The organism is Avibacterium sp. 20-126 (assembly GCF_044358625.1).
Taxonomy (GTDB): Bacteria; Pseudomonadota; Gammaproteobacteria; order Enterobacterales; family Pasteurellaceae; genus Avibacterium.
The window spans coordinates 1671261-1686212 of the sequence record NZ_CP091457.1 but is presented as its reverse complement, the minus strand read 5'-3'; the positions used below and the strand labels follow the sequence as shown (position 1 = coordinate 1686212).

Annotated in this window: 15 protein-coding genes and 3 tRNA genes; 14 read left to right on the top strand and 4 right to left on the bottom strand. The window is 39.9% G+C overall.

The window, feature by feature from the left end:
* Nucleotides 1-2 precede the first annotated feature (2 nt).
* Nucleotides 3-269, bottom strand: coding sequence for a type B 50S ribosomal protein L31 (locus tag L4F91_RS07900; protein WP_103852717.1), 267 nt, complete (start codon nt 267-269; stop codon nt 3-5).
* A gap of 239 nt (nt 270-508) precedes the next feature.
* Between L4F91_RS07900 and L4F91_RS07895 the strand changes: the two genes are divergently transcribed.
* Nucleotides 509-2224 carry a protein-disulfide reductase DsbD gene (locus tag L4F91_RS07895; protein WP_395895834.1) on the top strand — a complete coding sequence of 572 codons (1716 nt, stop codon included), beginning with the start codon at nt 509-511 and terminating at the stop codon, nt 2222-2224.
* A 117-nt stretch (nt 2225-2341) separates the two neighbouring features.
* Here the strand turns inward: L4F91_RS07895 and trxA are convergent, their stop codons facing one another.
* The 3 genes from trxA to L4F91_RS07880 form a co-directional block, all read right to left on the bottom strand.
* Nucleotides 2342-2665, bottom strand: coding sequence for a thioredoxin (trxA, locus tag L4F91_RS07890; protein WP_250349717.1), 324 nt, complete (start codon nt 2663-2665; stop codon nt 2342-2344).
* A 108-nt stretch (nt 2666-2773) separates the two neighbouring features.
* Nucleotides 2774-3769, bottom strand: a complete 996-nt coding sequence (locus L4F91_RS07885; protein ID WP_265777876.1) for a 2-hydroxyacid dehydrogenase — start codon at nt 3767-3769, stop codon at nt 2774-2776.
* A 15-nt stretch (nt 3770-3784) separates the two neighbouring features.
* Nucleotides 3785-4897 (bottom strand): methionine biosynthesis PLP-dependent protein, encoded by a 1113-nt coding sequence (locus tag L4F91_RS07880; protein ID WP_265762701.1) that lies wholly within the window; start codon nt 4895-4897, stop codon nt 3785-3787.
* A gap of 324 nt (nt 4898-5221) precedes the next feature.
* On the opposite strand from L4F91_RS07880, the gene L4F91_RS07875 reads away from it, so the two are divergent.
* The 13 genes from L4F91_RS07875 (at nt 5222) to L4F91_RS07815 (ending at nt 14842) form a co-directional block, all read left to right on the top strand.
* Nucleotides 5222-5297, top strand: a tRNA-Gly gene (locus L4F91_RS07875).
* Nucleotides 5298-5308: 11 nt separating this feature from the next.
* Nucleotides 5309-5382 (top strand) — tRNA-Cys (locus L4F91_RS07870).
* Between the two features lie 29 nt (nt 5383-5411).
* Nucleotides 5412-5498, top strand: a tRNA-Leu gene (locus L4F91_RS07865).
* A 123-nt stretch (nt 5499-5621) separates the two neighbouring features.
* Nucleotides 5622-6464 carry a ParA family protein gene (locus L4F91_RS07860; RefSeq protein WP_250349884.1) on the top strand — a complete coding sequence of 281 codons (843 nt, stop codon included), beginning with the start codon at nt 5622-5624 and terminating at the stop codon, nt 6462-6464.
* Entirely contained in the window at nt 6457-7833 is a 1377-nt protein-coding gene (dnaB, locus tag L4F91_RS07855) for a replicative DNA helicase (RefSeq protein ID WP_250349885.1), read from the top strand. The genes L4F91_RS07860 and dnaB overlap by 8 nt, the downstream gene beginning before the upstream one ends.
* Nucleotides 7823-9529 carry a ParB family protein gene (locus L4F91_RS07850; protein WP_395895831.1) on the top strand — a complete coding sequence of 569 codons (1707 nt, stop codon included), beginning with the start codon at nt 7823-7825 and terminating at the stop codon, nt 9527-9529. Before dnaB ends, L4F91_RS07850 begins: the two co-directional genes overlap by 11 nt.
* A 10-nt stretch (nt 9530-9539) precedes the next feature.
* Complete coding sequence (locus L4F91_RS07845) at nt 9540-10091, top strand: DUF2857 domain-containing protein (protein ID WP_395895829.1); 552 nt, start codon at nt 9540-9542, stop codon at nt 10089-10091.
* A gap of 150 nt (nt 10092-10241) precedes the next feature.
* Nucleotides 10242-11468, top strand: a complete 1227-nt coding sequence (locus L4F91_RS07840) for an STY4528 family pathogenicity island replication protein (RefSeq protein ID WP_395895827.1) — start codon at nt 10242-10244, stop codon at nt 11466-11468.
* Nucleotides 11469-11790: 322 nt separating this feature from the next.
* Complete coding sequence (locus L4F91_RS07835; RefSeq protein WP_250363264.1) at nt 11791-12543, top strand: PFL_4669 family integrating conjugative element protein; 753 nt, start codon at nt 11791-11793, stop codon at nt 12541-12543.
* A gap of 34 nt (nt 12544-12577) precedes the next feature.
* A complete protein-coding gene (locus L4F91_RS07830) occupies nt 12578-13099 on the top strand; it encodes a DUF3158 family protein (protein ID WP_250349890.1) in 522 nt (173 codons plus the stop codon).
* A 178-nt stretch (nt 13100-13277) separates the two neighbouring features.
* Entirely contained in the window at nt 13278-13619 is a 342-nt protein-coding gene (locus tag L4F91_RS07825; protein WP_035689393.1) for a hypothetical protein, read from the top strand.
* A 200-nt stretch (nt 13620-13819) separates the two neighbouring features.
* The gene (gene ssb / locus L4F91_RS07820) at nt 13820-14332 is read left to right on the top strand and encodes a single-stranded DNA-binding protein (RefSeq protein WP_395895824.1); all 513 of its coding nucleotides are present in this window, start codon (nt 13820-13822) and stop codon (nt 14330-14332) included.
* A gap of 30 nt (nt 14333-14362) precedes the next feature.
* The gene (locus L4F91_RS07815) at nt 14363-14842 is read left to right on the top strand and encodes a hypothetical protein (protein WP_395895822.1); all 480 of its coding nucleotides are present in this window, start codon (nt 14363-14365) and stop codon (nt 14840-14842) included.
* The last annotated feature ends 110 nt before the right edge of the window (nt 14843-14952 follow it).

Sequence of the window (14952 nt, the reverse complement as noted above, 5' to 3'; positions counted from 1 at the left end):
CCTTATTTTGATTTGAGTGAGCCGAATTTGCTATATCTGTTCAGGAAGCTACTTGCTCTGCCTTCATTATTAATTTGTCTTGTTTTGCCAGTATAAAATGGGTGAGAGGCAGAGGAGGTATCACACATAAATACGGGATACTCTTTGCCATCTTCCCATTTCATCGTTTGTGTAGTTCTGGCACAAGAACGAATTAAAAAGCCTTGTTTGGCGTTACTGTCATAAAAAAGTACCGTACGGTAATTTTCAGGATGAATTCCTTTTTTCATTTGATAGCCTCTTATTTTTTATTGCGAAATAACTAAGGTGGGCATACTATATCAAATAATAACGATTATCAACTCTTATTTTTCTTTAAGAATTAAGTAAGGTGAAGGTAAGCGAAGAAAATAAGATAAAGTGAAAGAACTCAAGACTTTTTATCCATCTAGCCTGTTGATACTGTGCTAGAATAAGCCCACACAAATGAGCTTTATGTTTTAATATTTAATCAGGGTAGTAAGCGAGAATGAAAAAGATTTTTACCTTTTTGTTTTGTTTTTGTACCGCACTTGTGGCACAGGCAGGGCTGTTTGATAGCAAACCGCGATTTTTGCACGCGGATGAGGCGTTTCAATTTTCTACCCAATCTAATGGGGAGAATTTGCAGTTAATATGGCAAATTGCACCCGATTATTATCTTTATAAAAAAGAAATTTCAGTTGAACAAGCGGAACAAAAAGTCGCACATTTAACGTTTCCACCCGCAGAAAAATATCAAGATGAATTTTTTGGTGAAACGGAAATTTACCGTAATCATTTAGCTTTAACTGTGCCGATTTCATCAACAACACCACACACAGTTAGCGTGACCTACCAAGGTTGCACCAAAGGGTTTTGTTACCCGCCAGAAACCAAAATTGTGCAATGGCAGCCTTCATCATTAGATTCGGTAGAAAAATCTTCGCCAAAAAGCACCGCACTTATGCCAGCATTAAATGAACAGCAATCTTTGGCGCAACGTCTCTTTGAAAGCAAATATGCTGTGTTTGGCTTTTTTTTATTAGGCGTTGGTTTGGCATTTACCCCTTGTGTATTGCCAATGTTACCGTTGCTCTCCGCGGTGGTGATTGGTAGCGGGCAACGCCCAAGCACCATGCGTGCCTTAGGCTTGAGTTTGGCTTATGTGCAAGGAATGGCATTGACTTACACCTTGCTTGGTTTAGCGGTGGCTGCGATAGGCTTGCCGTTTCAAATTGCACTGCAAAGTCCTTATGTGCTAATCGGTTTATCGTTGATTTTTATTTTGCTTGCCTTATCAATGTTTGGTGTATTCACCTTACAATTGCCTTCATCATTGCAAACAAAGCTGACCTTATTAAGCCAAAAACAAAAGGGGGGCGCGTTTGGTGGCGTTTTTGTAATGGGAATGATCGCAGGACTTGTGGCATCACCTTGCACTTCCGCGCCATTATCGGGGGCATTACTTTATGTCGCGCAAAGCGGTGATTTATTTACGGGGGCGATTACCCTTTATTTACTTGCCTTAGGAATGGGCGTGCCATTGATTCTAGCCACGGTTTTCGGCAACCGAATCTTGCCAAAATCGGGTGATTGGTTAGACAAAGTGAAAGTGATTTTCGGCTTTGTTATGCTTGCTTTGCCAGTTTTCCTGCTTTCTCGCATTTTGCCCGAAATCTGGGAAAACCGCTTATGGGCGTTGCTTGGTGTGTCTTTCTGCTTATGGGCAGGCTTGCAAATACAGGGGCGAGGCATTGGCTGGGTGTTGCGTATTGGCTTTTTCATCTTAGCAATGATGTTGGTTAAGCCCTTGCAAGGGTGGCTGTGGGCTGAACCTGATTTAGTGCAAGTAACAAACACTCATCAAAATACTTTTCAAAAAGTAAGTACTTATGAAGAGCTGCAAAAAATCTTGCAAAAAAACGACCGCACTTTTGCTATGCTTGATTTGTACGCTGACTGGTGTGTGGCGTGCAAGGAATTTGAAAAATACACTTTTTCTGATCCCAAGGTTCAGCAGGCGTTTGACAATATTTTATTGTTACAAGTTGATATGACAAAAAATAGCGATGAAAACAAAGTATTAATGGAAAAATTAAATGTGCTAGGGTTACCAACCCTTATCTTTTTTGATCAGCAAGGTAATGAAATTGAATCCGCTCGAATTACAGGATTTATGAATGGCGATACATTTTTTCATTGGTTGAAAGAGCGTTTGAAGTAGATAAATTTTGTGTAATTTGGGGAACTTTGCCAAGTTAAGCAAGAGAGAGAATGTAAAATTTCTACTATTGAAGTGAAAATAACCTCATCATTTGATGAGGTTATTTTTTAGAGGAAATTAACTATTTTGTGCAATAAATGCCGCTAATTGATTTTTTGGTAATGCACCTACTTGTGTTGCGACAGCTTTTCCTTCTTTAAACATTAATAATGTTGGAATACTGCGAACGCCAAATTGGGCAGGGGTTGCTTGGTTTTCGTCAATGTTAATTTTTACGATTTTGACTTTATCACCAAGTTCTGCAGCTAATTCATCAAGAATAGGACCAACCATACGGCAAGGACCACACCAAGGCGCCCAAAAATCTAATAATACAGGGACATCAGATCTTAAAACATCTGCCTCGAAAGTGGCGTCAGTAGTATGTAATACTTCACTCATTTTATTTTCCTTATTTTTTGTTTCTAGCCATATTGGCGTGATTGCTAAAGTGTGGGCATCATAGCATAAAATCAAGTTGCTCACACTAATCAGTTCAATTGTTAAAAGTTAAGAAGGTAACACTAGGTTAGGGCAAGGCTTACCTGTTTGCAAGGTATAAATATTCTCTAAGGTAACATTAGAAATACTGGTTAGCGCTTCTTCGGTAAGAAATGCTTGATGCCCTGTCAAAAGTACATTATGGCACGATGATAAACGTCGGAAGACATCATCTTGAATCACTTCGTTTGATTTATCTTCAAAGAATAGCTCACGTTCATTTTCGTACACATCCATTCCTAATGCGCCAATTTTACGCTGTTTTAACGCATCTATTGCGGCTAGTGTATCAATCAATGTTCCACGACTTGTATTGATAATCATCACCCCATCACGCATTTTAGCAAAGGCATCACGATTGAGTAGATGATAATTTTCTGGCGTAGCAGGGCAGTGCAAAGTGATAATATGTGATTTTGCATACAATTCATCTAATTCAACATATTCTGCGCCTAATTCTTCTGCAATAGGATTTTTAAATGGATCGTAAGCCAAAATATGCATACCAAATCCTTTTAAAATACGCATTACCGCAATGCCGATTTTTCCTGTACCAATCACGCCAACGGTGCGTCCGTGCATATTAAAGCCGGTTAAACCCTCAAGAGAGAAATTCGCTTCTCTTGTTCTTTGATAAGCACGATGAATTTTACGGTTTAGCGTTAGCATTAAACCAACGGTATGCTCAGCCACCGCCTCTGGTGAATAGGCTGGCACACGAACCACTTGAATGCCTAATTCTTGTGCTGCTTTGAGATCGACATTATTAAAACCAGCACAACGCAACGCCACCATTTTTACGCCAAGTGCGGCGAGTTTTTCTAATACTTTTCGACTGCCATCGTCATTCACGAAAATACACACCACATCGCAATGTTCCGCCATTTTCGCTGTCGATTCTGTGAGCATAAAATCAAAAAATTCCAGCTCGAAGCCGTATTTCACATTGACCAATTCTAAATATTTACGATCGTAGCTTTTGGTACTATAAACAGCGACTTTCATTATCTTTTCTCCGTTTTATGAGTTTAATTGGGCGAAGGCTTGCAATAGATCAGCTTTGAGATCTTCCACATCTTCCAATCCCACCGAGAAACGTAGCAGGCAATTACACACACCGCGGGCAATACGTTCTGCTTCTGGAATATCCATATGCGTTTGGGTTGCAGGGTAGGTGATGAAACTTTCTGTACCGCCAAGGCTTTCAGCAAAAGTAATGAGCTTAATTGCTTTTAAGAATGGATTTACCCAAGACTCTTCTTGCAAACGGAAAGAGAGCATTCCGCCTTTATTTGGATAAAGTACATCCTTCACTTGGGGTTGGCTTGCGAGAAATTTCGCTAATTCTTGTGCATTTTTTTGATGGCGTTCCATACGTAATGCTAAGGTTTTCATTCCGCGAATGGTTAAGAAACTATCAAATGGTGAAAGCACAGCGCCCGCCCCATTTTGGATATAGAATAAACGATCACATAATTCTTGCCCATTGGCAACGACTAAGCCCACTAACGCATCATTATGCCCTGCAAGATATTTTGTGCCACTGTGGATTACGATATCAGCGCCACATTCTAAAGGACGGAAGAGTACTGGCGTTAAGAATGTATTATCAACAATAAGTAACAAATTATGTTTTTTCGCCAATTTAGCAATAGCTGGCACATCGCATTCTTCCATTAACGGATTTGAAGGGGTTTCCACAAAAATCGCTTTGGTGTTTGGCGTAATGGCCTGCTCAATGGCATCAAGAGAGGCTGTATTGACATAAACAGGTTTCACGCCGTGCGTATTTTTATAGGCGAAATCTAATAAACGATAAGTACCGCCATACACATCACTAGAGACAATCCATTCATCTGGAGAAGCAAATAACTGCATAATTAACTGAATGGCAGCCATACCTGAGGCGCAAGCAAAGCCCCTTTCACCGCCTTCTAATTTTGCAATAGTTTCTTCTAAAACGGTACGGGTTGGGTTTTTTGTTCGGGTATAATCATAACCGGTACTTTCGCCAATACCGTGATGGCCATAGGCAGTGGAAAGGAAAATTGGCGTGGAAACGGCACCGGTTCTTTCATCTGTGCGATTGCCTGCTTGCGCGAGTAATGTTTCAATCTTATATTGTTGTGTCATATTCTTCCTCGTAAAAATTACAAAAAATTGCACCGCACTTTGTATTCATAAAGAAAACAATTTTGTGCAGTCTTGATAAATAGAATAGTGCCATTTTGGCATAAAGGATCGCCTGTTTAAAGTAGATTTTAAATTTAGTTTGCTGATAAGACACAAGGATTAAAAACGATCTAAAATTATCCATAAATCGCTTTGTTTTAAAACAAGTTTGTTAGCTTTGCATTTTTTTTCATCAATCAATAATGTTTTTTCATATTTTTAATTGACAGCGTTCAAGAAGTTAGTAAAATGCACGCCACTGACAGCGAATGTGTTGCAGCGAAAGCGGGAATAGCTCAGTTGGTAGAGCACGACCTTGCCAAGGTCGGGGTCGCGAGTTCGAGCCTCGTTTCCCGCTCCAATTTACGCTACGGCGTGTTAGCAAAGCGGTTATGCACTGGATTGCAAATCCATGTAGCTCGGTTCGACTCCGGGACACGCCTCCATATTTCAACCGCAGTCAGCATATCACTCAGCCCGAGTGGTGAAATCGGTAGACACAAGGGATTTAAAATCCCTCGACTTTCGAGTCGTGGCGGTTCAAGTCCGCCCTCGGGCACCATTTGAAATCAACTCTTAAGTAGAGTTTAAAGTAAGATTTGATCAATTCTAGATACTCTCTTCTATGTAATTAATTTCAGTCAATACTTTCTTATCCATTTTTCTTGTATAAGTGAGTATGATTATGAACACTAATCAATTTTTTACCAAAAAACCATTCATCATTACCATAGCCTCAACCAAAGGCGGTTCAGCAAAAAGTACAAATGCGGCGAATATTGGTGCATTTTGTGCAGATCACGGGTTAAAGACCTTATTAATTGATACCGATACGCAACCGACACTCAGTGCTTATTTTGCTTTAGATTATGTCGCACCAGGTGGTATCCATGAGTTTTTGACCTATCAAGATGTCGATCCCGCCCATATTATTTCAAAAACAACCCTGCCAAATTTAGATTTAATTCAATCCAACGATCCCACAAATAATGTTAGCCAGATGCTACGCAATGCCCCTGATGGTGCAATACGGTTTAGCTTTCTGCTGAAAAAACTCAAAGGCTATGATGTGATTGTTGTGGATACACGCGGAACGCGAGATATTACGGTAGATATGTCTGTACTTGCTGCCGATTTATTATTTTGTCCTATCTTGCCACATATTTTATCCGCAAAAGAATTTCTTCGCGGCACGATAGGTATGTACCAAGAATTGCAGACCTTTGAGGCATTTGGGTTTTCGCTCCCGCCGCTCAAAGCGGTGCCTAACTGTGTCGATCATACCAATGATGTGAAATTTGTGCTTAGTCAGCTAAAACAGCTTTTTGAGCAAAACTTAAGTGCTGATAAAACCCTCCTTGATTTTCATATTCCTGACAAAGTCGCTTACCGTGAGGCGGCAACCTATTCATTGCCCGTCTATCGACATAGCAAAGCAGAGTATGCCGTAATTCAGGCACTGTGTATGCATTTGTTACCTCAATTTGCCCATCAATTTGAGCAAGGTTTAGGAGGACATAATGCGTAAAACGAAAAAATCCCCCGCTGAGCTTTATTCGCTTGAGGCAGAATATTCCGTCATTGGCGGGTTATTGATTAATGCGGATTGCTTTGATGATGTGGCGATCATTCTCACCCCTGAAGATTTCTATATTGTCGAGCATCGCTATATTTTTGAAACTATTGCGTCACTGGTTAACCAAAATAAAGCCATTGATATACTCACGGTATCGGAATCTTGCAAAGAAAAAGGCAGGCTGGAAGATGTCGGGGGGATTGCCTATTTAGCTGAAATAGCCAATAACACGCCATCCGTTGCCAACATTGTAGCTTATGCAGAGCTGGTCAAACAATATAGTCGGCAACGCCAATTTTTAGCCTTGGGGCAGTTTATTTTAAGTGAAATGAAGGAGCCTAAGAATGCGGAAAATTTGGCAGCACTTGCCGAGCAGATTGAACAGCGATATACGAAAATTTCGTTAAATCAAACAGATAAAAGTGCGGTGCAATTAGCGGACATTTTTTCGCAAATGTTCGATAAGATGGAGCAATCTACCTTAAGTGCGGATCCTGTTACAGGCACACCATTAGGTATTCAACAAATTGATGAATTGACCACTGGCGGGCAAGCGGGGGAACTGATTATCATCGCTGCTCGCCCTGCGATGGGAAAAACGGCACTTTCTCTCACGGCCACTGCAAGTATTCTGGATAAGCTGACGGATCAGCCCGTGTTTTATTTCAGTCAGGAAATGCCAGCTGACCAGTTATTACAACGTTTTATGGCAATGAAATCACGAGTAAGTTTGCAAAAGATTCGTCGAGCAACTGAGCTTGAGGAAGAAGATTGGGGCAAACTTTCTGAGGCTGTGGGGCGTATTCAAAAAGACTGGAGCAAACGTTTAATTATTGATGATGAGGGAGCATTAACGATCCCTCGATTACGCAGTAAAGTACGTCAATATAGCCGCCAATATGGTTTGCCTGCGGCGGTGTTCATTGATTATCTCCAATTAATGCGAGGCACAGGCAGAGTAGAGAACCGACATCTTGAAATCACGCAAATTTCAGGAGCATTGAAAGCCTTAGCCAAAGAATTAGGGCGTCCTGTTTATGCCCTTTCACAACTCAATCGTAGTTTAGAACAACGCACCAATAAACGCCCTGTCAATGCGGATTTACGCGAATCTGGCTCGTTAGAGCAAGATGCTGATGTGATCCTATTTATCTATCGTGATGAAGTCTATCACCCAGAAAGTGTTGATCGGGGGCTAGCTGAAATCATTATCGGCAAACAACGTAATGGACCATTAGGGAGCGTGAAATGCCGTTTTTATGGTGAGTTTAGTTTATTTGAAAATGAAATGAATTTAGGTGGATATTACGATGAATACTAAGAACAAAAAATTATCAGATGCCGTGGCACGGAATTTAAATGTTGCACCAATGGTGAATACCTCGCCTTCTTATGTAGGGGCGGCTGCAACGCATTACCCGACAACCTCTCAGTATATTACGGTAACTTTGGATAAATTACGCCCTTATGAGCATAATCCACGCAAAACCCGTAATCCTAACTTTGAGATGATCAAAGAATCTATTCGACGTCGCGGACTCGATCATAAGCCTAATATTACCCAACGTCCAGGTGAGCCGTTTTATATCATCGCAGACGGGGGGAATACGCGGATTCAAGCCTTAAAAGAGCTATTTAGTGAAACCCAAGATCAGCGTTTTTGGGCGATTGAATGCCTATATAAACCTTGGAAAGGGGAGACAGCGGACAGTGTGGAAGCCGAACTCGATTTGCTGATCGGTCATTTAATTGAAAATGATACCCGTGCAGATTTAACCTTTATAGAGAAAGCGTTAGGGATTCAGCAGGCGAAGGAGTATTACGAGAAAAAGTTAGGAAAACAGCTTTCGTCTAGAGAATTATCAGATGTTTTAGAAAATGACGGTTACATTATATCGCATGTTTTAGTAACAAAGATGGAACGGTGTATAAATTATCTGTACCCTTTTATTCCTGATGTATTGTTTAATGGATTAGGTCATAGCCCAATAGATAAGTTGCTAGCCATTCGCAATAACGCTCTTGAGGTTTGGCAACAATATCAATTTGATACAGAAATCACGTTTGAAGCTATTTGGAAAAATAGTCTTTCTCGTTGTAATGATGATCACCCATTCAATGTGAAGACCTTTCAAGATGCCTTAATTAATGAGATGACGGATGCCCTTGAGGGTAAAGTCAGCTATGAAATGCTCTATGTGGAAGTGGATCTTGATGAGCGTAAATTCCAAAAATTAGCGAAAAAGCAGCAAGAAATTGATGCACAAATTCAGCATAGTGAAGAAGATGTGGCGAGATTTCAGCAACAGCAATTGGAAAAATCCCTTTCTGAACCTGTTCAAGACGTTGAGATGACCGAATCAGAAAGTGCAAGTGCCATTACACCAATCTTTGATGAACGTGCCGAAAACGCAGAAAAAAATGACCGCACTTTTGTAGAAGATGCCAGCCACGATAGTTTAGACACTGAAGCCGTCAATGACATTGTGAATACCGAAACAGTCGATGAGGTTTCTCGTTCTGAACCAACCCAAGATCTCGCCCAGCAATTTGCCCAAAATTATAGCATTACGCCAGGAATGAGCATTCAGGCTCAACGTGAGCAGCAAGCTATTGCAAATGGCCTAGAGTTTGCTTGTGTTGGTCGTCAACCTGTTGCGGATATTTGGCAAGTGTACCCAAGTCGCCAACATAAAGCGGAAGCCTATTCACTTGCCTTAGATATTGCCGAGCAGTTTGAGCTTGATGAACTCGTTGAACACGTTGTAAATGAGCCTGTCGATTACAGCTTTCAGATGAAAGCCGTCGAAGATTCTTTAAAAGATGATACTCAACGTACCATTTATGAGTTGCTCAGTATGTTACAAACACAGAATCTAGCCTATTCGGAAGCCTGTTTTTTTGATACCGCATTATTGTTAGGTTCGGCAGACCGAGAACCTAAAATTGATGATGTCACCTTGGTGAAACTATTTCGACTCATTCGTCTTGTTCGCTATTTGCGGGCTTCAGCTTAATGGAGGCGTTATGCTTGATAATTTAAATAAAGTGATTTTAGACCACATTGTAAATAATATCCGCGAAGGCAATGTGAATACCTGCCATCACCTTGGCTTTTCAACGGCAGAACTCAGTGAAATCCAACAGTTAAGCATTGATGAAATGTACGATATTGCCCAATCTAAAGTGCCAATTGCGGCGATCAATATTGATCACAGTGCATTTTGGAAAATGGTTAAAATGGCACAAGTCAATTCACAAGAACGAATGATTATTGATCGTGCCTTACTCCTTGGAGCGTCCATTCAAATGTTGAATGCCTACTTTGGTTTGAGTACGACGAAAGTATCAGCAAGACGCAGTTTGCTAGGTATTCGTGAAGAGCCAGGACGAAAAGCCACGGCCACTGATGAGCAAAAGACGCTTTTATGGGAATTATGGTGTCAACATAAAGGCAGTATTCAGAGTTTAGAATCAATGGAAGGTCTGGAATTATTAATGTTGTTTGCGGAAGAAACGCAAATTAATTTGACGGCGATTTGGCGTGCGGTTGAGCCTTGGTATCGTAATAAAAAATAAAATAAAAAATCCCCAAATGTGTGAGTGCACGTTTGGGGATTGGCGAAAAATCGCCTTGGCATTCTTCTTGTATAAAATGCAGAAGCATTATAACGAAATATAGACCCAAAACAATCGGAATAATTAAATACAGGTTTTGGAGAATTAAACATGACAATTTTTGAGCAAATCACCACATCGCCCAAAACAGAGCAGGGATTACTGTTTTTTGGGAATCAGCACGAAACCGTGCCAACACGGCTACTTTATGATCCTTATTTAACCCCACGAGCCAAATTTGCTTGGCAACTGATCAAGCATAAAGCTAGAGAGTTTCAAGGGGGATTATTTCCGTCTTACGAGGTGTTAGGAAAACTGCTTTCAGATAAGCCTTACTTGAATGCGAGCCTATCGCGTAAAACCGTCAGTCAAACCTTATTACTGCTACGCCTGACAAGGTGGTTGACCCTTTGTGAAACCGTGCGTAATGAATTAGGGCAAGTAAAAGGTAATGTCTATTTACTGCATGATGAGCCTATCCCTATATTAGATGCGATTCAACTTAATGAAGATTATTTACATTTGCTCCATTCAGCCACAAAACATAAAGACGTCATAGTGAGAGGGGTTGCGACGCATATTGTCGATAATATTCTTTCAGATAAAACCCAATGGCACTATGTTTCACATATTGATTGGATGCAAGCCCGTTATCAAGATTATTGTTCTCGTCTCGGAAATGAAAAAGAGGCTGATTTTTCTCATTTAAATTTAGATACTGTGCAGCAGAATTTGCTGAGTTCCAATAAGGAACGCAGTCAAAACAGCAAGGAACTCAGTGAAAAAATGATCAATTTACCGAGTTCCATTAAGGAACTCAGTCAAAATGAGCCCAGTTCCAATAGGGAACTCAGCCAAGAAAAACAGACTAAGTCATTGATTTTAGGCTCAGTTCCATTAAGGAACTCAGTAGATACCTCGTACAAGTACAGTACGGTATTTATAAATAAATACTGTACAGGTACGCCAGAGGAAATTGATTGGACGCTCAACTTAACCCCCTTTGAGAAACGTACGGTGGCTAAAGCAATGGAAGGGCTTGATCTGGGACTGTGCCAAGCCATTTTGTTTGAAGCGGGTGAACGCCTTGCAAAAGGAACCATTAAGAAACCACAGGGGTATTTGCTAAGCCTAGTGAGAAAAGCCCATTTAGGGCAATTTAATCCCTATTTACTTGAACAACACTTAAGCCAATGTCATACGCCAGTGGTGAATCAATCAAAACCACAAGTGATTGTGCCAGAGCAAGAACAAACGATATCGTCTGTGCCAACACTTGAACAACGTCAAGCTAGAGCGGAAATGATACGGAAATTTAAAGCACAATTGTTGAATTAAGTGCAAAAAATAATCAGTGAAGAAGGGTTCTTCAAAGTACAAAAAATAGCCAGTAAAGAAGGGTTCTTCAAAGTACAAAAAATAACCGCTGTAAAGGGACTTTCCAAAGTATAAAAATTAATCACTGGAAAGGGACTTTCCAAAGTATAAAAAATGAACACTGGAAAGGGACTTTCCAAAGTATAAAAAATAAACACTGGAAAGGGACTTTCCAATGTATAAAAATTAATCACTGTCCAGGGCTGGACAAAGTACAAAAAACAACCAGTGAAGAAGGGTTCTTCAAAGTACAAAAATCAACCATAGAATAAGGAGTATCTATATGACAACTACCGATCTTCAAAATCAACGACCAGGACCATTACGCAGTGCACCTGAAATTACTATCAATACCCATCATGCTTCTAAATTATGGGTGGGGCGTGCTGCGGTGCGGAATGAACAAGGCAAAATTACCCGTGCAGGGATCATCAGTATGCCGAATTGCTTGAGTTTATTAAGTCAAATTCAACGTGCGGCAACGAATGATGATCCTTATGCGGATGACTATCTACTACGGTTTGAAACCAAAGTGTTAGGTTATCGTCAGGAAATGCAGCAATTGGTTGATAAGGTAAATTACCTTTATCGTGAACAAATCCCAGCGGCATTCCATATGGAAAATTCAGTATCAGTAGAGCCCGCACGTTATGCACTGACCTTTAATTCTCAACTTGGCTATCAATTAATTTTCCTTTTTTTGAAATTTGATGAGCTCGCTTGTGCGGTAATGGCCGCATCTCATATTGCCTTAATGACGCGTAGCGAGGCTTCAGATTGGATTGAAGCTGGGGCAAAACTCATACGTCAATGTTTTGGCTTAGTTGAAAATTATCGCCATTCAGGGATTACCCGCCGCGATGCAATCGAAAATAACGCACGTTATAAAGCTGCAATAAAACGGATGAAATATGAATTATCCCCTGAAATTTTATCTGGTGAAAAACGTGCAAATTTTGCTCCAGTCATAAAAAATGCCTCGTCATCTGAAGCTGAACCAGAACAAGATGAGTTTGTTGAGAATGGCTCAGAATAAAAAAACATCATAAGAATGGCACAAGGTTTAGGTAATGATAAAGATGAAAAATGAATTAATTCCTAAAAATATGTATCGGGATCTCGCGGTACAAACTCCACTGAATTCAGTAATGAAACAATTTTTTAGCGAAGTAAATAGTGTAGAGGATTGTGAGCAATTACAGCTCTCTCTTTATCAAGTGAGAGAGCATTTAATCAGCCAACATCAAGATATTGTCAAAAAATTAAGAAGCAATGAGATTACAAAAGCCTTAGGGTTTCGTTTAATACAAGATAAAGCCTCTTCTTCAGGTGGGCATTTTTTACGTTGGCGTATCACGATTGGACAAGCGAATCAATCCGCTGAAAAAGGCGGGTTGATTTGGAAAGGACTTGTTGAAGATAGTTCGGTATCTGATGGCATTAAAAAACGTATTGCTCAGATGGAAAAAGAACGCTTGGTGTTAAATATGCAAATGTCGGTATTAAATTCGATGATGCGACAATTATCCGCAACCATTGATAAATTAACCGAAGTTGAAGATATCACTCAAGGTGAAATGTCGCCTAATTAAAAAAGTTTGTAATGGTTGGATTTTGAGTTTGTACTCATTGGATTTTCAAGGTTTGTACTCGCTGGATATAAAAGGCCTTTTAAAGGTAAGGGGACAAGCCCCTTACCTTAACGAAAAATGGCATTACCTTTGGATAGGTTATAGATAACAATCACTGATTAATAGAGGAGTATTAGTAATGGAGCATCAAATAGATTTTAATCATTTTATTGATATAACGTACAGCATTACATCGTGGGAAGATTCAAAAAGTATACAACAAGACTTATTGTTAGGTGAAAGCCGTAATTTGGCACTTTATACTTACTTAAGTTCCCACTATGGGGATAGTGCAGATATATATGATTTTTCAAATGGAAAACAGGTTTTTGCATTTTATTTAAGTCAGAATAGATTTCTTTCCCTAGTTGAGCAATTTAATTTACCAATTGAAATAAAGTTAAATAGAAGCAATGATAAGTGTAAAGATGAAATACTAGATGGTACTTATATCGGTTTTTATCTGGTAGATAAAAAATAGAGTAGTTAGGTAATTAATTTGACACGTTATTTATAATGGAGGTTGTTATGTCAAAGATAGAAATTTCATTCACAATTAAAGTAAACCATAGCAGCTCAATAATTATTTAAAATTGAAATTGAATTACCCCCTTTATTCCTGACTAAAATCACGTTTAATACAGATAACGTCAATTATCAATCATTTGTGAGGACAACATTATGGCAGGGATTAATAAAGTGATTATCGTGGGTAACCTTGGTGCAGATCCTGAAGTAAGAACAATGCCGAATGGTGAGGCTGTAGCCAATATTAGTGTCGCAACCAGTGAAAGTTGGATAGATAAGAATACAGGTGAAAAACGTGAATTAACCGAGTGGCATCGGATTGTGTTTTATCGTCGTCAAGCTGAGATTGTGGGAGAATATTTACGCAAAGGCTCGAAAGTCTATGTAGAAGGGCGATTAAGAACCCGTAAATGGCAAGACCAAAATGGGCAAGATCGATACACCACAGAAATCCAAGGAGATGTACTTCAAATGTTAGATAGCCGTCCTGAGCGCTATCAAGCAGGGCAGGCAACGCAAGTTGGAGCGGCACAACAAGGTCGTAATCAATATGCGCAACAGAGTCAGCCTGCCTACCAAACACCACAAACTCAAACTTCAGCATCTCAGCCTGTACCACCGCCTATCCCTGATGATGGCTTTGACGATGATCAGATTCCTTTCTGAGTTGCAATGATGAATATCGGAGTTGATATAATGAAAACATTAAAAATAACGACTGCACTTTTTATATTGGGCATTATCTCAGGTTGTGCAGAACTTTCTGCGTTCAATCAAAAAGTGGGCGATTGGGCAGGAGAAATTAATCGTACGCTCAATGCAGATAAACAACAATTCTCGGATACCTTAACGTCAAAACGAGATATTGACACCCTGTATGTACGCATTAAGCGTAATGTAGGGTTTGAAACAATGGAAGAAATGTTGAAATGCGATCCTGAATCAAATAAGAACTGTGCCTGGAAGAAAGCTGCAATTGCTGAAGGCGGCTATGTTCATGAAAAAACGCCTGGCGTTTATTATCGAATGGCGGATTCTTTTGGTAAAGAGGGGCGATATTATGTCGCAGTTACCTTAGAAAAAGAGGGCAGAAATACCCTTATTTCTTGGAAAGTGAAAGGCTCTCAAGACTTTGCTAATCAAATCAAAGCGGATATTTTAAAAGCGGTTAAATAGGTTTATTTGCTCTAAAACCTCAGTGTTGCCCAGTCTTGATGATTGGGCTTTTTTGTTTGATATGTAATAAGAATTAAGAGATGCAATTAATCCCCCCTTATATATTATTG

Coding starts and splice junctions, on each gene's coding strand:
- L4F91_RS07900 (WP_103852717.1), bottom strand. CDS start 269: ATGAAAAAAGGAATTCATCCTGAAAATTACCGTACGGTACTTTTTTAT.
- L4F91_RS07895 (WP_395895834.1), top strand. CDS start 509: ATGAAAAAGATTTTTACCTTTTTGTTTTGTTTTTGTACCGCACTTGTG.
- trxA (WP_250349717.1), bottom strand. CDS start 2,665: ATGAGTGAAGTATTACATACTACTGACGCCACTTTCGAGGCAGATGTT.
- L4F91_RS07885 (WP_265777876.1), bottom strand. CDS start 3,769: ATGAAAGTCGCTGTTTATAGTACCAAAAGCTACGATCGTAAATATTTA.
- L4F91_RS07880 (WP_265762701.1), bottom strand. CDS start 4,897: ATGACACAACAATATAAGATTGAAACATTACTCGCGCAAGCAGGCAAT.
- L4F91_RS07860 (WP_250349884.1), top strand. CDS start 5,622: ATGAACACTAATCAATTTTTTACCAAAAAACCATTCATCATTACCATA.
- dnaB (WP_250349885.1), top strand. CDS start 6,457: ATGCGTAAAACGAAAAAATCCCCCGCTGAGCTTTATTCGCTTGAGGCA.
- L4F91_RS07850 (WP_395895831.1), top strand. CDS start 7,823: ATGAATACTAAGAACAAAAAATTATCAGATGCCGTGGCACGGAATTTA.
- L4F91_RS07845 (WP_395895829.1), top strand. CDS start 9,540: ATGCTTGATAATTTAAATAAAGTGATTTTAGACCACATTGTAAATAAT.
- L4F91_RS07840 (WP_395895827.1), top strand. CDS start 10,242: ATGACAATTTTTGAGCAAATCACCACATCGCCCAAAACAGAGCAGGGA.
- L4F91_RS07835 (WP_250363264.1), top strand. CDS start 11,791: ATGACAACTACCGATCTTCAAAATCAACGACCAGGACCATTACGCAGT.
- L4F91_RS07830 (WP_250349890.1), top strand. CDS start 12,578: ATGATAAAGATGAAAAATGAATTAATTCCTAAAAATATGTATCGGGAT.
- L4F91_RS07825 (WP_035689393.1), top strand. CDS start 13,278: ATGGAGCATCAAATAGATTTTAATCATTTTATTGATATAACGTACAGC.
- ssb (WP_395895824.1), top strand. CDS start 13,820: ATGGCAGGGATTAATAAAGTGATTATCGTGGGTAACCTTGGTGCAGAT.
- L4F91_RS07815 (WP_395895822.1), top strand. CDS start 14,363: ATGAAAACATTAAAAATAACGACTGCACTTTTTATATTGGGCATTATC.